The 21,580-nt window shown below is 38.5% G+C and carries 17 protein-coding genes and 1 other annotated feature (1 of these 18 only partly in view); of the genes, 6 read left to right on the top strand and 11 right to left on the bottom strand.

The features are described from left to right. Window positions 1–89 precede the first annotated feature (89 nt). The gene (locus tag MW695_RS08030; RefSeq protein WP_247104706.1) at window positions 90–881 is read left to right on the top strand and encodes an NAD kinase; all 792 of its coding nucleotides are present in this window, start codon (window positions 90–92) and stop codon (window positions 879–881) included. A gap of 66 nt (window positions 882–947) precedes the next feature. On the opposite strand, the gene MW695_RS08025 is transcribed toward MW695_RS08030, so the two are convergent. From MW695_RS08025 to ezrA, 5 genes are all read right to left on the bottom strand, one after another. Further along, entirely contained in the window at window positions 948–2,549 is a 1,602-nt protein-coding gene (locus tag MW695_RS08025; RefSeq protein ID WP_247104704.1) for an amidohydrolase, read from the bottom strand. A 225-nt stretch (window positions 2,550–2,774) separates the two neighbouring features. Further along, window positions 2,775–2,975: an alpha/beta-type small acid-soluble spore protein gene (locus MW695_RS08020; RefSeq protein ID WP_247104702.1), complete on the bottom strand. Its 201-nt coding sequence runs from the start codon at window positions 2,973–2,975 to the stop codon at window positions 2,775–2,777. Window positions 2,976–3,076: 101 nt separating this feature from the next. Continuing rightward, on the bottom strand, window positions 3,077–4,282 hold the full coding sequence (gene thiI / locus MW695_RS08015) for a tRNA uracil 4-sulfurtransferase ThiI (RefSeq protein ID WP_247104700.1): 1,206 nt from the start codon (window positions 4,280–4,282) through the stop codon (window positions 3,077–3,079). Next, the gene (locus tag MW695_RS08010; RefSeq protein WP_247104698.1) at window positions 4,279–5,418 is read right to left on the bottom strand and encodes a cysteine desulfurase family protein; all 1,140 of its coding nucleotides are present in this window, start codon (window positions 5,416–5,418) and stop codon (window positions 4,279–4,281) included. Before MW695_RS08010 ends, thiI begins: the two co-directional genes overlap by 4 nt. 296 nt (window positions 5,419–5,714) lie before the next feature. Then, a complete protein-coding gene (gene ezrA, locus MW695_RS08005; protein ID WP_247104697.1) occupies window positions 5,715–7,400 on the bottom strand; it encodes a septation ring formation regulator EzrA in 1,686 nt (561 codons plus the stop codon). A gap of 187 nt (window positions 7,401–7,587) precedes the next feature. Here ezrA and hisJ point away from each other — a divergent pair, with 187 nt between their 5' ends. Beyond that, window positions 7,588–8,424 carry a histidinol-phosphatase HisJ gene (hisJ, locus tag MW695_RS08000; RefSeq protein ID WP_247104696.1) on the top strand — a complete coding sequence of 279 codons (837 nt, stop codon included), beginning with the start codon at window positions 7,588–7,590 and terminating at the stop codon, window positions 8,422–8,424. Here hisJ and refZ read toward each other — a convergent pair. Continuing rightward, a complete protein-coding gene (refZ, locus tag MW695_RS07995; RefSeq protein WP_247104695.1) occupies window positions 8,421–9,047 on the bottom strand; it encodes a forespore capture DNA-binding protein RefZ in 627 nt (208 codons plus the stop codon). The two genes, hisJ and refZ, sit on opposite strands and share 4 nt — an antisense overlap. Before the next feature lie 162 nt (window positions 9,048–9,209). Between refZ and MW695_RS07990 the strand changes: the two genes are divergently transcribed. Next, entirely contained in the window at window positions 9,210–9,701 is a 492-nt protein-coding gene (locus MW695_RS07990) for a GAF domain-containing protein (RefSeq protein ID WP_274169700.1), read from the top strand. Window positions 9,702–9,794: 93 nt separating this feature from the next. Here MW695_RS07990 and MW695_RS07985 read toward each other — a convergent pair whose 3' ends face one another. After that, window positions 9,795–12,035, bottom strand: coding sequence for a sensor domain-containing diguanylate cyclase (locus tag MW695_RS07985; protein ID WP_247104793.1), 2,241 nt, complete (start codon window positions 12,033–12,035; stop codon window positions 9,795–9,797). 472 nt (window positions 12,036–12,507) lie between these two features. On the opposite strand from MW695_RS07985, the gene rpsD reads away from it, so the two are divergent. Continuing rightward, complete coding sequence (gene rpsD, locus MW695_RS07980) at window positions 12,508–13,110, top strand: 30S ribosomal protein S4 (RefSeq protein ID WP_247104694.1); 603 nt, start codon at window positions 12,508–12,510, stop codon at window positions 13,108–13,110. Between the two features lie 387 nt (window positions 13,111–13,497). Here the strand turns inward: rpsD and MW695_RS07975 are convergent, their stop codons facing one another. Then, window positions 13,498–14,475 carry an Ltp family lipoprotein gene (locus MW695_RS07975; RefSeq protein WP_247104693.1) on the bottom strand — a complete coding sequence of 326 codons (978 nt, stop codon included), beginning with the start codon at window positions 14,473–14,475 and terminating at the stop codon, window positions 13,498–13,500. A 53-nt stretch (window positions 14,476–14,528) separates the two neighbouring features. On the opposite strand from MW695_RS07975, the gene MW695_RS22675 reads away from it, so the two are divergent. After that, window positions 14,529–14,693 (top strand): AraC family transcriptional regulator, encoded by a 165-nt coding sequence (locus MW695_RS22675; RefSeq protein ID WP_260505886.1) that lies wholly within the window; start codon window positions 14,529–14,531, stop codon window positions 14,691–14,693. A 325-nt stretch (window positions 14,694–15,018) separates the two neighbouring features. Here the strand turns inward: MW695_RS22675 and MW695_RS07965 are convergent, their stop codons facing one another. Together MW695_RS07965 and MW695_RS07960 are read right to left on the bottom strand one after the other, a co-directional pair. Then, window positions 15,019–16,851 (bottom strand): coiled-coil domain-containing protein, encoded by a 1,833-nt coding sequence (locus MW695_RS07965; protein ID WP_247104691.1) that lies wholly within the window; start codon window positions 16,849–16,851, stop codon window positions 15,019–15,021. Next, window positions 16,851–18,911 (bottom strand): efflux RND transporter permease subunit, encoded by a 2,061-nt coding sequence (locus MW695_RS07960; protein ID WP_247104689.1) that lies wholly within the window; start codon window positions 18,909–18,911, stop codon window positions 16,851–16,853. Before MW695_RS07960 ends, MW695_RS07965 begins: the two co-directional genes overlap by 1 nt. Window positions 18,912–19,052: 141 nt before the next feature. Here MW695_RS07960 and MW695_RS07955 point away from each other — a divergent pair, with 141 nt between their 5' ends. Further along, window positions 19,053–19,619 carry a TetR/AcrR family transcriptional regulator gene (locus MW695_RS07955; RefSeq protein ID WP_247104688.1) on the top strand — a complete coding sequence of 189 codons (567 nt, stop codon included), beginning with the start codon at window positions 19,053–19,055 and terminating at the stop codon, window positions 19,617–19,619. A gap of 630 nt (window positions 19,620–20,249) precedes the next feature. On the opposite strand, the gene tyrS is transcribed toward MW695_RS07955, so the two are convergent. Further along, on the bottom strand, window positions 20,250–21,491 hold the full coding sequence (gene tyrS, locus MW695_RS07950; RefSeq protein WP_247104687.1) for a tyrosine--tRNA ligase: 1,242 nt from the start codon (window positions 21,489–21,491) through the stop codon (window positions 20,250–20,252). Window positions 21,492–21,543: 52 nt separating this feature from the next. Next, window positions 21,544–21,580, bottom strand: a binding site (T-box leader) (it continues 174 nt past the right edge of the window).

Below are 21,580 nucleotides of genomic sequence, written 5' to 3'. Positions count from 1 at the left end.
AATTAGCCTTCAATAAACGTGACACATTGTCATGAACCGTTCCATGATTTAAACTAGAATCAACTAAACGATGAAGAAAGGACGATTTGATGCAGAAAATTTACCTTTTTTATAAGAAGACAAGTGAAATGGATACATACTCTAAGCTTTTTCGATCTAAAGCGAAAGAACGTAATATCCCCATTGTTGATCATCTAGAAGATGCTACAATTATCGCGAGTATTGGAGGAGACAACGCTTTCCTCCAAGCAGCACAAAAGACCAACTTTAGCCCGCAACATACGTATATCGGGATTACTCCTGATCCAACAACAGGCTTTTATACCGATTTCACGATGAATGATCTCGATCTCGCCTTTCAAATGATGACAAATGAACATCAATCCATTCGAAGCAATCCGATTTTACAAGTTATTATCAATGACGAAACTCCATTTTATTGCTTAAATGAATGTACAATCCGTTCTAATGTCATTAAAACCTTTGTCTTAGATGTCTATATTGATCAGTTTCATTTTGAAACCTTCCGTGGTGATGGAATGATTATATCAACCCCATCTGGAAGCACAGGATACAGTAAATCTGTTAGGGGGGCAATTATTGACCCTACTTTATCGTCGATCCAAGTAAGCGAGATCGCCTCACTCAATAACAACCATTATCGTACGTTGGGGACGTCGTTTGTACTTAATGCAGATCGTATACTCACTCTAAAAGTCATCCAAGATGGGAACGATCATCCGATTATTGGTGTTGACAATGAGGCATTAAGCATTCGTCACGCTAAAGAAGTCTCACTCTCACTCGCTGACCATCAAATTCACATTCTTCAAAAGGATAATTATCATTTTTGGCGCAACGTTCAGCAAAATTTTTTCTAAAAAAACACGGCAGCGAAGGCCACAGCAAAGGTCTAAAACGAATGATAACCGTTTTAGACCTTATCATCAAGAAGGCTCATGATGAACATACATGACTGTATTATCAACTACCGTCATCAAAACGGTCGTCGATAAGATTTCATCAGGAGCAATATGAAATAGATCCTGATCTAATACCGTGAAATCAGCGCTATACCCTTCAGCAATGAATCCTCGACTATGTTCTTTCCCGATAGCATAAGCACTGCCCTTCGTAAATAATTGGATCGCTTCAAAAGGTGATAATTTTTCATGTGGCAAATAGCCTTCATGCGTTTCACCACGATTTCGTCTAGTCACTGCTGCATGAATACCTAATAAAGGATCAATCGGTTCAATTGGTGCATCAGAGCCACCTGCACACGCTAATCCAGCATCGAGCAATGTTTTCCATGCAAATGAGTAAGCCATTCGATTCTGTCCAAGTCTCTCTATGACCCAAGGGAAATCTGAAATAACAAACCGTGGTTGTATATCTAACGCTACGGGTAATGCTTGCATTCGCTCAATTAATGATTCGCTAGCAACTTGCACATGAATCAGTCGATCTCTACCTTGATTAAGTGGATATTGTTCGATTACATCTAATGCCATCTCCAATGCCCCATCGCCAATTGTATGGATCGCAACAGGTTGCGAACATTCTCTAGCTAATTGAACGATCTTTTTTAGTGAATGCTCTGAATGAATCGCAACACCAGAAGTCGACGGATCATCTGAATATGGCTTCTTTAAGAGAGCGGTGCGTCCACCTAGTGCTCCATCAGCAAATAATTTTACTGCACCTAACTCGATAAAAGGAGTCAGCTCTCCAAACGAATACTGCTTCTGCTTCATTTCATCTAGCGCCTCATGATGTACGAGTAAATGCGCGCGAAACTTCCTTCGATGCCCATCTATCACATTCATAAATTGGCTTAATGTTTTCTCAAAGCCACCATAGTAAGCTAAATCCTCTGTATGTCCTCCAACAATTCCTTTGCTTAACAAATCGTCTACCGCTAGCTCCAATGCTTGGCGAATATAAGCTTCACTTACTTCCGGTATGACATCCTTCACAAGCTCAGTTGCTGCATCTAACAAATACCCTGTCGGTTCCCCTTTATGATCTCGGACGATCACTCCTCCTTCAGGATCATTCGTTTCTAAATGTATCCCCGCTAATTCTAGCGCTCGACTATTCACTAGCGCTGCATGACGACAAATTCTTGTTATATAGAGAGGGTGATCAGGGCAAATCTCATCAAGCTCATCACGATGTAAAATATTGCGATCAACAAAATGATTCTCATTCCATCCTTCAGCTAATAGCCATTCTCCCTCATGTAATGTTGTAGCTTTATCTTTTAATAGCCGCTTTATTTCTTGAGCAGAGGTAACATTTGATAAATCCAAGCGGATCTTCGTTTCACCGTGTCCAATCATATGTAAGTGACTATCAACAAAACCTGGATAAACATAGCCGCCATTAACATCTTTCACTTCTTCCAACTCATCTTTAAATGCACGCTCTAGTTCACGTCTTGAACCTAACGCCACAACGATCCCGTTTTCTACAAAAACCGCTTCAATCGCTTGACCTTCTTCCTTCATTGTATAGAAAGTACCATTACACCATAACGTACCCACCTCAATCACTCCTCCTATTTTCTCTATATCGTGACAGAACCAATCAAAACTTGCAATTTAGAAGCGCTATACGAATAAATAGAGCTCTTTAAGATCGTACAAATCAGCTACTTCCTATATTCTTTATGAAAATAGATTTTTTCAGTGGTCACAATCTGAAAAGAGTCGCCCTCTAAGGAGAACATTCCTTAAAGCAGCGACTTCTTCAATCCATCATTTATTTAATTACCGTTGACCACCCATTTGTTGTTCCGCCATCTGAACAAGACGCTTAGTGATTTCACCACCTACAGAACCATTCGCACGTGAAGTTGCATCAGGTCCAAGTTGAACGCCAAATTCAGAAGCAATTTCAAACTTCATTTGATCTAGTGCTTGTTGTACACCAGGTACGACAAGTTGGTTTGAGCTGTTATTATTAGCCATGTCTCTCACCTCCTTTGTACTCATAGAATGAGTCTGAAGGATGAAAAACATGCACACTCATTGTTGGTAATTGTTGAGAGTAACAAATAGAATACAATCACTTAAAATAATAAATCCATTGTCTTTTGATCTCTCATTTTTTCACTTATGACTATTTTCTCCGTACGATTAACAGCGTCTGCAACATAGTGGTCTATATGGACATATTGCTCAAATTTATGTGCCTGATCACGTCTTGGCTTTGTTTTAGGATCATCCGGTAAGAAGATCGTACAGCAATCCTCATATGGCAAAATGGAAATATCATAAGTACCAATCTTTTTTGCGATATCCATCACTTCTAATTTATCCATCGTAATGAGTGGGCGTAATACTGGCAAATTAGTCACTTCATTGATCGTATGAATACTATGCAACGTTTGACTTGCAACTTGACCTAAGCTCTCCCCTGTTGCAATTGCTAATATTTGTTCGTTATTGGCAATTTGTTCGCTAATACGTAGCATCACTCGACGCATAATGGTCATTTGGAAATTACTCGGTACTTCCGCTCTAATATGTTTTTGCACCTCTGTAAAAGGGACAAGATGAATGGTTATATCACCCCCAAATTTCGTTAACGTCCGAGCTAAATCCAATACTTTTTGCTTCGCTCTTTCGTTCGTATAAGGAGGACTATGAAAATGAACAGCCTCTAGCTTCGCTCCACGCTTCATCGTTAAGTATCCTGCAACAGGACTATCGATGCCACCAGATAGCATCATAAGCACCTTCCCACTCGTTCCAACTGGCAAACCACCAGCACCAGGGAATGAACCCGCTGTAATAAAAGTTGCTTGTTCCCGAACCTCCACATTAATATTTAAATCAGGGTTATGAACGTCTACCGTTAAATCTTCTGTTTGTGATAAGACAAAGCCACCAACTTTATGATTCAATTCCTGAGAGGAGACAGGAAATGATTTATAAGCTCGTCTCGCAGAAATTTTAAACGTCTTTGTTGTTTCTTGATGCTCATGAAAGACATGAAGGGCTCCTTCTTGTATAGCATTCACATCATTTTCTACTTTCAACGCTAGACTAAAGGAATGAATACCAAAGACCGTCTTTAATTTTTCAATAACTGGTTCATGCTCCTGACCATTTAAATGAACAATAATACGGCCAAAAGTTCGTTTCACCTTAACATCTTCAAACGTTCCCATTACACTTCGAATATTTTGAACTAATTGTTTCTCAAAAGAGGAACGGTTCTTCCCTCTTAAAGCGAGTTCTCCAAAGCGAACCAAAATATGATTATATATCATGATTGAGCTACCTCCATAAGTTCAGGAATTAACTGTCGAAATTCCATTAAAAATCGATCTAATTCTTCTTTCGTCGTTTGAACAGAAAGACTTATTCGAATCGCACTTACTGTTCTCTCATTCGTTAAGCCCATTGACTTCAGCACATGACTAGGCTCACTTTCCTTCGAAGAGCATGCCGACTTCGTTGATACATAAATGTCTTTTTCAGCTAACGCTTGTACGACCACTTCTGGCTTAATTCGAGGTAGCGACACATTGATAATATGTGGTGCTCCTTCAAGTGGACTATTTAATATAACAGCTTCAATTTTTTTCAATTCATTAATAACATAGCCTCTAAGTGATTGAAGTCGTTTCAACTCACTGCATCTCTCCCCCATAAGTCGTAAAGCCTTGGCTAAGGCTACCGCTCCAGCTACATTTTCCGTTCCCGTTCGAACGTTAAATTCTTGATTTCCTCCATGCTGTAAAGGAGAAATATTCGTTCCTTTTCGCTTGTAGAGAAAGCCAGTTCCCTTTAAACCATGAATTTTGTGCGCTGAGCCTGTGCAAAGGTCAATATGTGCATCATTTAATGAGAGCGGGACTTTCGACAAGCCTTGAACGTGATCAACGTGAAACATCACATTTGGCCAAGCTATTAAACGTTTACCGATATCTTCAACTGGTTGAATGGCACCTATTTCATTATTAACATGGTGAATCGAGACGACAACTGTATCCGTACGAATGGCTGCCATGACAGACTCCACTGAAACAAATCCTCTTGAATCAAGATCAATATATGTAACCTCAAATCCTTCCGCCTCTAATGATTGACACGTTGCTAACACAGATGCATGCTCAGCTGCTGTCGTCACGATATGCTTCCCGCGATGTTTTCTTGCCTTTGCAGCGCCTTTAATCGCTAAATTATTTCCTTCAGTCCCACCCGATGTAAAGATGATCTCCTTCGATGAAACACTTAAATAAGCGGCTACTCGATTACGAGCCTCATTCAATAACCTTTCAGCTTCTACCCCTAACGTATGAAGAGAAGAAGGGTTTCCAAAGAAACCGAGAGATGCCTTCATATATGTTTCAACAACTGATGGATCTGGTCGAGTTGTTGCGCTATTATCTAAATAAATCATCATTTTCACCTCTTAAACCTGTCGACATTTCACTATGTTAGCATAGGTTTAGAAACTTAGACTAGTCTATTGTCCCCTTTTTATATATTGAAAACCCCGTACGTCTATATTTTTCTTCGTATCTACCATGTAACGAACGAGGTCTTCGTACCCACGAAGCGCTACATACATCCTTTTCTTACTTCTCTTCTAAGAAGGAAAAGTTAATTTGCAGGGTACCTATCCACTTATACCACAAAGAAAAAGATGCCTCACATAAGAGAGTTGTGGGCACCTTTTCTTTATCCTTCTTAGTATTAAGCGGAAATATGTTCTTCAACAATTGTGACAACATTAGGCTCAAACTCTTCTACAGCATGTACAGCACAATCAAGAGCCTCTTTATACTGAAATTGTCTAAACAATTGCTCAGCTTCAATTAATTGACTCTGAATATTATCTGAGCGACTTCTAAATCGATTTCCATATTGGATCACTCGTTCACTTAACTGTGCTAAATAGACAAGATCATGCACTTCATTATAAGTCTCATCAATTAATTCATCGGCTTCCGATACGAGTTGATTCACGTTCTCTAGTTCAAGAGGAATTTGATCTAATAACGCAAATGATTCAAGAAGTTTCTGTTCAGCTAATTCTAATTTCTCAAGGTAAACAGTAGGTAACCCTGGAATATTGCTTCTCTGTATCAATCGTTTCGTATCAAAGAGCATGGCCCTTAAAGAAATCAAACGCTCTTTAGACTGGTTTTCTTCCTCTCTCATAGAGAACATCGTTTCTTTTTCTTCCATAATTTCGTTTAATGCTTGCTCAATATCCTGTAACCAATCCTGTATTAATTCTCTAATAGAAGTAAAGCTTTGCTTTTTGTTTTCAATTAAATCAATAATGACAACGAGCTGGCTCGATAAATCCTCAATTCGTTTTTGCATTTCTTTTTGCTGATTCAGTCGTTCAATTGAGATTAGGTAGCTTTCTTGAATCGCTATCGTTTCACTCAGAAGAGCTTCTACTTCTTTTTCACCTTTTTCAATGACTGTTTCCAAATCGGCCATTTTATTATAGACGATCGTCTTTGATTCCACTTCATATTCTAAAATTGAATATAGCTCTTCAAGCCTTTTTACTTCTTCCTTCACCGCTTCTTCAACTTCATTAAACTCCAATGTCACAACGCGTTCTCTTAACTCCTGTATTCGCTTTTCTATTTCTTCTAATTTTTTTGGAATGGCAAACGACTCCAATTGATAGCCGTCCTTTTTCATATCCTCGATTCCTTTTCGTATTTCTTTAATCTCTCCAGGCAATACGACGTCGACCTGTACAAGAAGCTTAGGAAACTCTGCCATAAGCTCCTCGAGAGTTTGCGTTAACTGCGCTGCGTCGGTTAAATGCTCACGCGCCTCTAAATAACTTCCATTTCCAGTTGCTTCTTCAAACGTCGTCAGCTCATCATTAATTCCCTGTAACCGTTCATGAAAGAGCGGATATGCTTCTGCCAGTGTCCCTTTTTTTTCAGAAAGGTTATGTTCTAACGTTTCGTATTTCTCTTGAATCGAAGCTATTTCTGTTCGATTTTGCTCCTCGCTCTCAATTAGCTTTTGAATATCGGCAAGCATCACCTTTAATTGCTCCTCGATTCCTGATAACCGATTTTCTGTCATCACTAATAATTGCTTAGCTTTATTATAACGATTTTTCGCAGCATATTCTTCAATATCGAACAGCTTCTCTTCAATATCAGGTAAGATGACGCCAACGATGTCATCCCACTCCATTCTCCACGTTTCAAACTTCTCCTCCGTCTCTCCAGCCATCGTCAATTTTTTTACTTTTCCGATTTCATCTGGGATCGACCGATGTAAAATATCATTTTTCCAACTCTCTAATTTATCAACTCGCTTATAAACTCGCTTTTTCATATAAGAGCTTCCTACAAACAATAATACCAAAATAATAAGAGCCAAATAAATTAAGTTCATACAAGACTCCTTCCATTACGACCAACGTCTAGTTTCTAAATTTATTTTTAATTTCCAAAATATCATATGTAAATTTCAAAATGGAACCAGTTAAAGGTCTCCTCATTTTACTTCCATTATGATACCATGAAATTGCTAATTTTGTCCCATAATTTTAGACTCTATCTTTAAGAGAGGTGAAAAGATAATGAATATACATGATGGACACGTCCATACGCCCTACTGCCCACATGGCACAAAAGATTCTCTAGTAGCCTATTGTGATGAAGCGATTCGACTCGGCCGTTCAGGCATAACATTTGCTGAGCATGCTCCACTACCCACATCTTTCATAGATCCTACCCCTGATCAGGATAGTGCTATGAAGCAATCTGAGCTACACACATATATAGACGAAATTCAGCAATTGAAAAAAGAGTACCGAAACCATTTAACCATTTATTTAGGTTTAGAAGTCGATTTTATTACTGGATTTGAAGCAGAGACGAAAGCTTTTTTAGAGGAGTATGGTCCGTATTTAGATGACAGCATTTTATCTGTACATTTTATACAAACCGGGGATCACTACGTATGTATGGATTACAGTCCAGATTCCTTTTCACTAGCCTGTGATCAGCTTGGCTCTATTGATGCCGTACACAGCCTTTATTATAAGACTGTGTATCAATCGGTTTCAGCTGAATTAGGAACGTACAAGCCACAACGGATTGGACATATGACATTAGTACAAAAATTTCATAAACGCTTCCGAACGAATACAACACACTTAAAACAGATTACAGCTATTTTAAATAAAATAAAGGCAAAGGGTTATATGCTTGATTACAATGGAGCTGGGGTTATCAAGCCGTTATGCAAAGAGCCTTACCCATATGCCACTGTGGTCCATCAAGCCAAACAAATGAATATTCCACTCGTTTATGGGTCAGATGCGCATCAAGTAAAGGAATTAAACAACGGCTATGACTCATTAGAATTTCATGAACAACTTCTGACATCAGTAAACTTGAATCAAGTCCGTTAAGCAGAAGAGTGAGATTCTATAGAAGAACATAACCAACGTTTAATGACTCTCTTAATGTGTTCCAAATAGCGATCGATAAAGTGTCGATCACTCGGATTCAATTGATACACTTCTTGGAAGTAATGAGGAGACATATAAGGCATTGTGATAAAAGAGCGAATTTGAATGACGATATACTGCACGGGTTGCTTTTGAAACTCTCCTCTTTTCATTCCAAGCTTCACTAGACGCTCTAATTGATACATTTCTTTTCGTAAATAAGTTGCCATAATTTCACGCACAAATGTCGAATCATGCGTCAATTCGCGATGTACCATCCTCGCAATGAAAAGGTTTTCCGTTTGATAAGCAAGCAATTGGCGAATTAATAAATGAAGTCGTTCTGCTACGGTCTCACATTCTCCTTCTAATGAACGATCAACAATTTCAATATACCCTTCGAAAAATGGAATACTCAATTGCTCAAACAACTCTTTCTTCCCACCAAAATGATAGGAAATTAATGCCCCATTCACATTTGCCCGAGCAGCTATTTCTCTAACCGTTGTTCCATTGAATCCATTCATATGGAATAACCAAGCAGCTGCCTCTACAATCTTTTCCTTTGCCATCCCTCTTTGCATGATTCTCACCTCATTGTAACCATCCTTCAGTTAGTTTCGCTCTTTCTTCGCTGAGTCCTTTATAATCTCTTCGACATCGTCCATTTTTCATTTGACAAATTTCTTGCAACCTTTTCCTGTTCTTGATATACTACATTTTTTAAAATGATGGAGGTTATGAGCATGTTTCAATCAATGACTTACAAAGGCACATTAAGTGAGCAATATAATCTAGTAACAAATCAATTGAAAGCGTTAATAGCAGGTGAACCTAATACAATTGCAAATTTAGCAAATGCAAGTTCATTGCTGAATCAATTTCTCCCTGACGTCAACTGGGTTGGCTTTTATCTTGTTGAGGGCGAAGGGCTTGTGTTAGGTCCTTTCCAAGGAATGCCAGCATGTGTACGCATTCCATCCGGTAAAGGAGTCTGTGGAACCTCCCTTGAAAAGAAGCAAACGATACGAGTAAGTAATGTTCATGATTTTCCAGGACACATTGCTTGTGATGCTGCATCACAATCTGAAATCGTCATTCCTCTTATTGTACATGGGCGCATTTTCGCTGTACTTGATATCGATAGTCCTCAGCTAAACCGTTTTACAGAAGAAGAGCAAATTCATCTAGAACAGTTTGTGAATGAATTAGCAAAAGGGATAGAATGTTCGAACTAGGAAAAAGGTAGAAATTAACCTAAACATTATTTGGAGCACCAATAAAGGTATGGCTCGATCGTCTAGCATCAAGCCATACCTTTACACGATTGACTATTCATCCGTTACAAATTTGTTCTTCCCCGTTTCCTTCGCTTCATATAATGATTGATCAGCCCGTTGAAAAAGTTGATTTAAATTTGAGGAATCACCAAACTCACCCCAATACGAAATTCCTATTGAGACTGTAACAGAAGGGTTCGATTCTTGCTTAATACGAACGAGCATCTTTTTAGCTAGTTGACGACCGTCTTCTAGGGTTATTTCTGGCAAATAGAGAGCAAGCTCCTCTCCTCCCCACCTTGCAGCAATACCTCGATCAGTCGTCATTTCTTTTAAAACATTGGCCACTTGAATAATAACCTGATCACCAACCTGATGACCATACGTATCATTAATATGTTTAAAGTCATCAATATCAATTAATAGAAAGGTCCCCTCCCGATCCTTCTCCATCGAGCTTTGAACTTGCTCATCTAAATAGTTTCGTGAGTAAAGCTCTGTTAAATGATCGGTTATAACAAGTCGCTCTAACTCTTCATGTAGCATCGAATTCGTCATCGCTAATGTCGAATGTCGAATCATAGATTGAAATAATTTAAAGTGTCCAAACGTAAAGTGGTAAGGTTCATGATGAAGAGCAATGACCATTCCTGTAAGCTTTTGGTTATGAATCATCGGTACAGCCAACAACGATTGAAACCGAGGGATCCTCCCAATATCGTATACCTCTAATTCACCAATATATATAGGCTCCTTCTCCACTTTCATCTTAGCAAACAAAGGTGACAACTGTGCACTGGTGAGCCGTTCATGAAATAAGCCGGTACTCCCTTCCAACATACGTACTTCATTGTCCTCTTGAAACAAAATAAAACCAACTTCTTCTGCACCAAAAGATTCAATAATTTGACTCGTCATATAATGAACGGTGTCAGTCAGACGTCGATGTTCATTTAGCTGATGTGTTGTTTCATTAATGAGTTGTAAATCTTGGATAAGGTGACGAGACTGTTGATACAGCTCTGCATTTTCTAACGCATTACCACCAGTATCTGCAAGCATTTGAATAAATTCAACCTCCCCTTTCGGAAGTTGGTAGGTATGCGGAGCTTTAATTTCCATCACTCCATATACACCTTGCTTTCCTCGGAGTGGGACAAATAACGTTAACTTGTCTTTTCGTTTGACAATTTGGATTTCACCAGTCACATAAGCATGCTCTACTACTTTACTTCCTACTTCATTTCCATAAAGCAGCGGCTTAATTGGTATCCCATCCTTCCCTTTCCATTCTTGAGAAAGTAATAAATATACGAAGTAACCAGGAAATGCCTCGTGTATGGCTTCCACGATCTCATGTAACACGTCTTCACTCTTCATCGTGGAATGAAATTTCTTCATAACTTGTAATAAAATTTCACGACGCTTGCTTTTATGCTTTTTTCGTTCATATACATATGATTTTTGTAGTAAAGGAATAAATGGCTCAAACCAATGTTTATAATCGTCAAGACTCGTATTAGTATTTTCCACTACAAATGGAAAAAAGAATACTAGAATTAATTCTCCATTCAAGTAAACCGGATACATAATATAGGACTTATCAGAGGAAGCAAATAAAGCTTCTCCGTGAATGAAGCAACATGATTGATGATTCGTTTGCTGAATCGCTGTTCCAAATTCGCTCAATTCGATAATTGAAGGGATTGTCACATTAGACGTTAAGGCATACAGGTGATCATCTTGACGCTCATACACTAAAATAGAACGATTACAAGTCCTCTCATAATAGGACGAAAAAGTATCGACTAATGAATGCAATTCGATGTCAAAAGCGGAGTCATTCAATAGATCCATAACAGAAAAGGGCGTAAACAGCTTCTTTGGCTCTTGATAATAAAACAACATCGCTAACCCTTTTATGAAAGAATTTAGATCTAAACCGTTTGATGAATTCAGTGGCGTCACCATTCCTAAATACAGATCATCACTAGAATTTGCAGTAAGTCTATTTGGCAACTTAACCATGTTCTTTTGAAAATAATCATTACATTCGTACAGCCTCTGATGAGGATTAGCTTCTACTAATGACCTGGCGAACCGTAATTCTGTTTCAGACATGTCTCCTGCTTTTTCTAAAAGCAAGAAGGTTAGATTCTTTTCAGTTAAAAAAAATATTGCAGGCCAACCGACTTCAGTTTGTTCTTGATAAACGGTAGCAATTCCCTTTAACCGTTGCTCGTATTTCTTCAATAGATTGTTATCAACAATTACATTCGCCACTTTTTTCATCACCACACAGCCTTCATCCCTTGTAGTAAATTCGACTTATCCTAGTGAACAAAAAACGTCAAAAATTAACTGAAACTACTTACAAAACAACCAAATATTAGAATAGATATAAATAAAAAAAGAATATATAGGACTTTATACATTCCTATTATAAAACAATTATCGTACGAAAACTATCCTATTTGTATATAATTTTTTCATATTTCAAAAAATATTTACGTTGATGGCAATCAAGGATAAACATTGACATACAAGTATAAAATGAATATAATGTACTTTGTGTGAAATAAGACAGCCAGCGTAAGCATGCTTTGTTTTCATTTTGTTCCTCACAGCGGCTGATACAGTTGAGGTGCATTGCGTAACTTCTAGCTGTCGAAGTGAAGATGCATGAAGACAAAATGAACAAGGGATGAGATTACGAATACGGTTGTTATTTTGCAACATCAAAATAACAAGGAGGAGTCACATTATGGCTCGTTATACAGGTCCATCTTGGAAATTATCACGTCGTTTAGGAATCTCTTTAAGCGGCACAGGAAAAGAATTATCAAAGCGTCCGTATGCTCCAGGGCAACACGGTCCAAACCAACGTAAGAAGCTTTCTGAATATGGGTTACAGCTTCAAGAAAAGCAAAAGCTTCGTCATATGTATGGAATGAATGAGCGTCAATTCCGTAACACTTTTGATACTGCTGCTAAAATGACAGGAATTCACGGTGAGAACTTCATGATTCTTCTTGAGTCTCGCTTAGACAACTTAGTGTACCGTATGGGTCTTGCTCGTACTCGTCGTGCAGCTCGCCAATTAGTTAATCACGGTCACATTACAGTTGACGGAAACCGCGTAGATATCCCATCATACCGCGTTAAGCCAGGTCAAGAAATTGCTGTACGTGAAAAATCACGCAACCTAAACGTTCTTAAGGAATCACTTGAAGCAACGGACTTCGTTCCAGCTTACGTAACATTTGATGCTGAAGCATTACAAGGTTCGTACACTCGTTATCCAGAGCGTTCTGAGCTTCCTGCTGAAATTACCGAAGCTCTTATCGTTGAGTTCTATTCACGTTAAGGAGTATGACTTGAATAAAGGATACAGAAAAGCCTTAGAATCGTTGTTATATCAACGATTCAAGGCTTCTTCTTTTTTTTACGGACTTTGCAATGAAATACATAGAAATGCACGTATTTCCGGTTGATTTTTCGGTTCAAAAAACAAATTGCGTGGGCAGACGTATGTGAAGGGAAAAATCTTCAGCAATTTCCACCAACACAAAAATACATTCTTTTATTACATATGAGGACTATCCAAAAATGAATTCTCTTATTTGTCTTCTTTCTGTTGTTATGACCTGGATGACAAGGTTATTTCTTCTTCCACCAATATTTTACTCATACGTAGTTAGTGTAGCTTAGAAAAGGTAAAAGACACCTGTCGTTTGACAGATGCCTGTATCTTTTAAAGTCCTATTTCATCTACCGCATTAGTAGCTTGTTCATTACTAAAGCCTTCATACTCTAATTGTTCAATTAATCCTACTCTCGAAAAGCTTGTGTAGTCTAAATAATCTTGAGCCATTATGATTGCTTGTTCTTGCCAATCAACATTAATATTGTTTACTGCGTAAGTTGCATCATCATTATCAAAGCCTTCATATTCTAATTGTCCTATTAGTCCACTCTTAGAAAAAGCTGTATATGCTAAATAGTCTTCAGCCATAGAAACAGCATTTTGTTGTGCTAATGTTTGTTCTGGTTCTGATACTTCAACAGGTTCATTTTCTTTTTGGTCCGTAGAAGCGATGTCTTCATTCTCGTCGTCAGTATCTTTCACTAGTGTTTCTTCCAACTCAACTCTTTTCATATCACCTGTTTCAGAAACGCTATCACCCTCTATGTTTTCTCCCATTTCACCAAATACCTCTATAATTTCATCAGGTTGATGAACGGACGTTCCAAGGATGGTCTGAAAAGCCACCCAAACTACAATTTCACCATCAGGCCAATCACCAATAGAGACTTCTTCTTTATAATTGCCGTCCTTAACTTCAATACTTCCCTCTACAATATGGTCAAAATCTTCATCGAGCCAAATTTCATATGCAATTAATGTCCTGTCTGGTAGATTGGTTTCACCCTGAAAACCTAATACATCATCATTCAATTCAGCATTTAATGTTAGTTCAACTACTGTCGTAGTCTTTTCTTCATTACTTGCTTCCACTAAGTCTTCTTGATCTACTGGCTCTGCAGTTTCTTCTACTGGCAAAATTACAAGTATAAAAAACAAAAGTGCAACAACAGAAATTATAAGGTTCGGAATCACCTTATAGTGTTTATTGATAAATAATAGAATAATACCCACTGGAGCAAACAAAATTAACATGACAATAGTAAACCATTTCTTGTTATAAAACTTTTTCTTTTTTTCTTCCATGACCTAACCCCCCCATATCTTACTATGTCTATTATCCTAGAGGTGGTTAAATCATGCAATACAAAAAGTTGTCATTCTTTACTTCTATTTCATCTTATTATTCTATTTCTGACATATCCATGCTCCTGCAATTTAGTGACCAAAGTTATTTTACAAGTTCATTCAAAAAATTTACCGGACTTACACCAAGTCAATACCATAAAAAACCACAAAATTAAAGAGTAGTAATATGACGGTAGTGGTCTTTCTTAACAGCAAATTGAGAAGCACAGTGCAATCCTGCTCACAGACAACCCTTGCAAATGTTAAAAAGGCTCATACGGATTCCATTACAACTTAAATGAAGGTCACTGAAAAAGTCTCATCAACTTTTTCAGTGACCTTATCAAGCTCTAGTCTTTTCAGCGGCAAAACACACCCTGCATCAATCATAAGTCACCCGTGGAAGGTGAGGACACGACCAGAACAGGAGGCTCATTCTCATTTTTATTGATCTTCTACGTTCATCTTCGCTTTTCCTCCACCTCATCATCAGTAAAGACATTATGATACAAATAAGCTAATTAATCTACTCCAAAACCCTTCCTCCTGCTGCTCTTCTTCTTCAACTAGTTCCTCTTCTTCTAAAGAAATAGCCGCTGTTTGCATGATAAATTGGACAGAGTCGACATGTTCATTTTGTTCTGAGACGAAAGAGACAACGTCTAAGTCTGATTTGTCATATCCGGCAATCATTTCATTGATTTCATCTTCCATTTGTTCAGGGAGGTCACTTGTCGCTTCATGTAGCTCTTCTGTTCCCTCTTCAAGCTCACGAACCCCACTTTCAAACTCTGCTGTTCCGTCAGCTAGCTCACCTATCCCTTCATGCAGATCACTGTAGGAATGAGCAAGCTCGCCAATTCCATCCATATAGCTTACGAGTCCATTATGGAACTCGCCATACTGACTTGCCATTTCATCAAGTCCCGTCACTAATTCATCTAATGCTTCCAATTGCTCAAAATCGGAGAGTGAGCTAGACAGCCCATTTGAAATAGTGGTCAACGCGACAGCCATCTCCGTTAATGAACTAGACATCAATGGAAGGTTGTCGTCCACTGCACGTAATCCTTCGTTAACAGCATTGTATGTGCCTTTAACCGTTAATGAAGCAGAATAGCTTTCAACTAACTTATTCACAACCCCCACATCGGCTCCGCTCGCATAGAGCTTAGCAATATCATCCTCGGAAATAGCATGATCCGGTATCTCACTAATCGCTTCATCTAAAGTCGCCAGAATCCGTTGATAATTATCATGTAATTGCGTCAATCCTTCTGCACCTTCATCTAATCCTTTTCCAATTTGCTTTAATCCTTCAGATAGCTCAGTCAATCCATCTAAATCGCTATCGAAGGAAGGGTTATTTAGTGCACGACTTATTTGTTGAAGCGACGAATGAATCGTCACTGATGCCTCTAGCAAATCATCAGATGCTTCTGACACTTCATTTATACCACCATGAAATTGAGAAGAACCTTCTTCTAAGCTAGTTGTCCCTTCATGTAGCTCACTTGCACCAGTTCTTAGATCAGCGACACCATTATTTAATTCTTCAATCGCATCCGTCAATGTTCTCATTTCATCTGTTAGTTCATTATCGGGAACATCGATCGCCATCGATGGTGGAATCGCAGCTATTTCAATGCCATCCATTTCAAAATCGATCACATCCGCTGCCACCGTTAAATCAGCATCTTGCTCTGGCATAACCGTAAACGTTAATTGCTGATTCTTCCCAGCATTCGCTACTGTTGCTCCTTCCGCTTCAGTGACCTTTGCTAAGTCAGAGTCAAACGTAATGGTTATTTGCAACAAATAATTTTCATAAAAAAGCGAATCAACCTGTTCATTCGCTGATGTTTCAATTTCAATACTTAGCTCTCCCTCTACCCCTGCAAGCTGATCAGCTGTAACAGATTCCCCATTTAACCAATAAGAAACTGTCACATTCCATGGTAGTGGTTTATCTTGTAGATACCCTTGATAATAAAAGGCACCTTCGTCTGCTGTGAATTCAACCTTATCAGCATCAAAGGAAAGGTCTGCTAGGTCAGTTAAATTCTTGACACGTTCATAAGTCCCGTAATCATAAATGATCCCACCCTCTACCACATCAAAAATATTAACCACATACATATTCTCCAGCATACCTGTAGCATTTAAATTGGCATAAATAACCTCGTCTTTTCCATTACTCACGCCAGCTTCACTATCATGGTCACTAGTAGAAGGGGCAGATTGTTCTTCCTCGCCTATATTTGCATAGCCAAGGAAAGGAAACAACATCAGTATAGCTACTAACAAAATCGCTACCCATCGCTTTCGTCTCATTATTCATTCTCCTTCATAAAATTTGCTCTCCACGTTGTTTTATCTATGAGCTTATCAAATATGACTAAAACAGCCGGTAAAAAGAACACAACTAGTAGAAACGCTAATAAAGCTCCACGCCCTAGTAACAATCCAATTGAACCAACGATCGGATTAGAAGACGTCATCCATAAAATAAACCCAACACTTGATAAAATCGCTGCTGAAATGGAAATCGAGAACGTTTTTTCATTTAATGTTTTCTTAATAGCTTCCAGAGCTGAATGCTGTTTGCGATTCTCTTTGTAACCTTCTGTTAACAAAATCGCATAATCAACTGTAGCAGCTAATTGAACGGTACTAACAATTAGATAGCCTAAATAATCTAATGTCATATTCGAAAAATAAGGGACAGACAAGTTAATCCAAACGGCTGCTTGAATCGTTAAGATCAGGACAACCGGAAATGAAATCGATCGGAATGTAACGAGCAACACAGTAGCAATCGCCAATACCGTCAAGAGATTAACTATCATGTTATCTTTTGAGGTGATCTGTTTCATATCATATAACGTCACACTTTCCCCCAAAACAAGTACATCCTCACCGTAATACTGTTCTGCCTTCTCTTGTACTTCTTCTACTATTGAAAAGGCAAGATCACCTTCCGCAGCCGTTTCTTTATTAATAATCATTCGACTATAATTTTCTGAAAAGAATTCATCAGTTATCGATTCATCCAAATATTCTGGTGGAATAACTGAGCTAACAGCTTCAGAATAAGAGATGACACTTTTGATTTCATGTATCTCATCTAACTCTTGAATGAGCTCCACTTCTCTTACCAGCTCGTGACTTGGAACGAGCAAGACCATCTGTGTTAATTCACCAAATGCTTCTTTTATTTCACGTGAATCATTTCCTGCTCTAGTCGATTCAGGCTGTTCCCCTAATCCATATGTGAAAACCGTATTATTTTGTGCTAAAAATGCCGGGACCATTATTAGAAGAACAAGAATAAGAACCGGAAATCGTGCTTTCATAACACCTGATCCAATATTGCGAAATGGACGAATTAAAGGCTTATGCTGTGTGCGATCAATCCACTTATAGAAACATAAAGTGAGAGCTGGTAAAAACACCATCACACTAATGAAGCTAAGCGCAATTCCTTTCACCAAATTAAAGCCAAGATCAGCTCCAATTTCAAAGCTCATAAATGTTAAAGCGATAAAACCAAAGAAGGTCGTTGCCGCACTCGCCGAAATAGCTGGAAACGCCTTTTTGATCGCGAGCTTCATCGCTTCTACTGGTTCGTAGTTGCGTTCACGATAATCAGAGAATCGATGGAGCAGAAAGATCGCATAATCTAATGAAACAGCAAGCTGTAAGATTGGACTAACAGATTGTGTAATAAATGAAACCTCTCCGATGAATAGATTCGTACCTAAATTAATCAAAACAGATACGCCTATAGCCGTAAGAAAGAAGACAGGCTCTATCCATGAATTCGTTGAAACGACGAGGATCAGAATAATAATAGGGACTAATAATAGTGCTGCGTATAACGATTCAGACCCTGCCATTTGCTGAGAAACAGCTGTGTCTACCGCTTCCCCTTCCATCGCATTCTCTTCTCCGATTAATTCGTAAATCTCGTTCGTAATTCTTACCTCTTCTCCTTCTTGAATACGAAGGGTCATAAGAGCACGTTCGTTCAAATAATAAGATTCAACGACATCCTCATCGATGATTTCAATCGGTATTTTCAAATCAATGACATCATCTAACCACATAACATCTGAAACTCCGTTGATTTCTTCTAAATGGTCTTTATATACTAATGCTTCTTGAATCGTTACGTCATTTATTAACACACGGGCATTCGGTACTGCTCCATCAAACTCTTCATTCATTATGTCTATTGCCGTTGTTGATGGTGCATCTTCAGGTAAGTAATCAGCCATATTGTAATTGACAGCTACAAAAAATTGCGCAATCGCACAAATGAGCGTAATGATAAGAAAACTCGTAACGATTCGTTTTCGATATGTAATAATCAGGTCTGCTATTCGATCCAAGCTGATTCCCCCTTGATTTAACCTCACCACCAAATTATAATAACACTGTGTTGATTAATCAACATACAGTTTATTAAAAGACGTTCAATATCCAACATGTAAGCATTTACTTGTTGTGCATAAAGAAAGAGGAGATAAAAAATGAGTGAAAAGCTAGATCGCAGAAAGCAATACACACGTATGGTATTAAAGAATAGTCTCATTGAATTATTACAAGACAAGCCAATCAACATGATTTCTGTGAAAGAAATTTGTCAGATGGCGGACATAAACCGTTCTACCTTCTATGCTCACTACACAGATCTTTATGACCTCCTTAAGCAATTAGAAGAAGAGATTATTCAAGATATTAAGGGAACATTAACAAGTTACACATATACAAAAGAAGAAGATTCATTAGCGGTTACAATCAAACTGTTAGAATATATCGCTGAGCATAGTAATAGCTGCCAAACGTTATTCAGTGAACACGGTAGTCCCTCGTTTCAAAATGAAGTCATACATATTGCTCAAGACTGTGCAATTGATCAATGGGTAACATATAATAACATCCCCTCTCACATTGCAGAATATATTAGTCTGTTCATGGTCAATGGAAGTATTAGAGTTATCCAGCAATGGCTGAAAAATGGGATGGACCAACCACCGAAGGAGATGGCAGAAATGATTCATGAATTTTCGGAAAGAGGAATCTCAGCATTTACGTAAGAAAGATCGCGGTAGTAGGGCACTGAAAAAGGTTGGTTTTATACTTTTCAACGCCCTTTGACCAATGAGCGAACCGTTATTTTTTTAAAAAAGCTTGATATGATTCGATTTTTCCTATTAGGCTAGCAAAAGTGAAGCCATTGCGATCAAATCAAAGCCACTAAATAAACGGCTTTTTCAGTGGATACCGCGGAATCGATCTTTTCTCCATTGAGTTGTGCTGAGCCTACTGCACTGAATACGCCTCTCCAATGAATTCAATTTCTTCCATTTTGATGGAACCTCATTCCGCTATTCGAACCATTAAGAGCTTTTTTACGGTCCGTCCGGAACCTCATTCCGCTTTATAACCATTTGCGCTTCGCTTTGCTGTTATTTTGGCGTATTAGCGGAATGACGTTCCACTTCGAACTCAAATCGGCTTATTTTATCCACTTAACGGAATGAGGTTCCGATTAGCATAAGAAAAACACGATACCGATCTTTTCTTAATACATTGTGCGAAGCCAACCTTAGATCTTGCCAATATTCTCTAAGTTTTCCCTGCAATTCCTTCCACGAATGTTATAATGCTTATTCTGTATAAAAACGCTTGAAGGATATAGATTCCTTCAAGCGCTTGTTCTCTCATTACTTTATGATTTTAACAAACTTCCTCTTCCCAACTTGAATGACAAGTCCGTCCTCAAGCTCTACTTGTAGCTGGACATCGCTAACCTTTTCCTCGTTAATCTTCACACCACCATTTTGAATCATTCGTCTAGCTTCACCTTTAGATGGCATCATCTTCAGTTCAACTAATAACTCAACAATCCAAATCGGGGATTCGCCTTCCCACTTCACTTCTGGAATATCAGTCGGCAATGAACGCTTTTGGAAGACCGTTTGGAAGTACTCCTTTGCTTGCTGTGCAGCTTCGTTGCCATGATACATTTCAACAAGCTTAGCCCCAAGGTTCATCTTCGCATCTCGTGGATGAGTAGAACCGTTCTCTAACCCTTTTTCTAATGATTCAATTTCTTCCATAGGAAGATCAGTCGCAAGCTTGTAGTACTTAACCATTAGTTCATCTGGAATGGACATCGACTTTCCAAACATTTCATTCGGACTTTCATCAATTCCAATATAATTTCCTAATGACTTGGACATTTTCCGTTCACCATCTAATCCTTCAATTAATGGCAACGTAAGAGCCACTTGCTTTTCTTTTCCGTATGCATCCTGTAAATGCCGCCCCATTAATAGGTTAAACTTCTGGTCTGTTCCCCCTACCTCTATATCTGACTCTAACGCTACCGAATCATACCCTTGCATGAGGGGGTAGAAAAATTCGTGTACGGAAATGGCTTGACCTGACTTATACCGTTTTTCAAAATCATCTCGTTCAAGCATTCTTGCTACCGTCATATTACCTGCTAATCGAACAACATCCTCAAAAGTGAGTGGCTTTAGCCATTCAGAATTGTAGTAAAGCTTAGCCTTATCCATATCTAAAATTTTACCGTACTGTTCCACATATGTTTCGGCATTTCTCTTCACTTCTTCATCTGTTAATTGCTTTCTCGTTTCTGACTTCCCCGTTGGGTCACCGATTCGCCCAGTGAAATCGCCAATTAACATTTGAATCTCATGACCGAGTTCTTGAAACTGACGTAATTTATGTAAAACGACAGTGTGCCCAATATGGACATCTGGTGCAGATGGATCCATACCGAGCTTAATTTTCAACGGTTTACCTGTTGTAACCGACTTTTCAATTTTTTTGCGAAAATCTTCTTCTGGAACAATCTCAACAACTCCACGCTGTAAATAAGCTAATTGTCGCTCTACTTCAGTCTTCTGTTCTGCAGTCAATATAACTTCCTTTTCCATGTAATCAGCTCCTTTAAATATTTTGACACAAAAAAAAGATCCCAACCCCTTAAAAAGGGACGAGATCCTCGCGTTACCACCCTTGTTGC

The organism is Halalkalibacter sp. APA_J-10(15) (genome assembly GCF_023017105.1).
GTDB lineage: Bacteria > Bacillota > Bacilli > Bacillales > Bacillaceae_D > Halalkalibacter.
Note: the sequence above shows the minus strand (reverse complement) of the source record. Positions and strands in the feature narration are given on the sequence as shown.

Coding starts and splice junctions, on each gene's coding strand:
- MW695_RS07955 (WP_247104688.1), top strand. CDS start 19,053: ATGAGTGAAAAGCTAGATCGCAGAAAGCAATACACACGTATGGTATTA.
- MW695_RS07985 (WP_247104793.1), bottom strand. CDS start 12,035: ATGAAAAAAGTGGCGAATGTAATTGTTGATAACAATCTATTGAAGAAA.
- thiI (WP_247104700.1), bottom strand. CDS start 4,282: ATGATATATAATCATATTTTGGTTCGCTTTGGAGAACTCGCTTTAAGA.
- rpsD (WP_247104694.1), top strand. CDS start 12,508: ATGGCTCGTTATACAGGTCCATCTTGGAAATTATCACGTCGTTTAGGA.
- refZ (WP_247104695.1), bottom strand. CDS start 9,047: ATGCAAAGAGGGATGGCAAAGGAAAAGATTGTAGAGGCAGCTGCTTGG.
- hisJ (WP_247104696.1), top strand. CDS start 7,588: ATGAATATACATGATGGACACGTCCATACGCCCTACTGCCCACATGGC.
- MW695_RS08010 (WP_247104698.1), bottom strand. CDS start 5,418: ATGATTTATTTAGATAATAGCGCAACAACTCGACCAGATCCATCAGTT.
- MW695_RS08030 (WP_247104706.1), top strand. CDS start 90: ATGCAGAAAATTTACCTTTTTTATAAGAAGACAAGTGAAATGGATACA.
- tyrS (WP_247104687.1), bottom strand. CDS start 21,491: ATGGAAAAGGAAGTTATATTGACTGCAGAACAGAAGACTGAAGTAGAG.
- MW695_RS08020 (WP_247104702.1), bottom strand. CDS start 2,975: ATGGCTAATAATAACAGCTCAAACCAACTTGTCGTACCTGGTGTACAA.
- MW695_RS07965 (WP_247104691.1), bottom strand. CDS start 16,851: ATGAGACGAAAGCGATGGGTAGCGATTTTGTTAGTAGCTATACTGATG.
- MW695_RS22675 (WP_260505886.1), top strand. CDS start 14,529: ATGCAATACAAAAAGTTGTCATTCTTTACTTCTATTTCATCTTATTAT.
- ezrA (WP_247104697.1), bottom strand. CDS start 7,400: ATGAACTTAATTTATTTGGCTCTTATTATTTTGGTATTATTGTTTGTA.
- MW695_RS07990 (WP_274169700.1), top strand. CDS start 9,210: ATGTTTCAATCAATGACTTACAAAGGCACATTAAGTGAGCAATATAAT.
- MW695_RS07975 (WP_247104693.1), bottom strand. CDS start 14,475: ATGGAAGAAAAAAAGAAAAAGTTTTATAACAAGAAATGGTTTACTATT.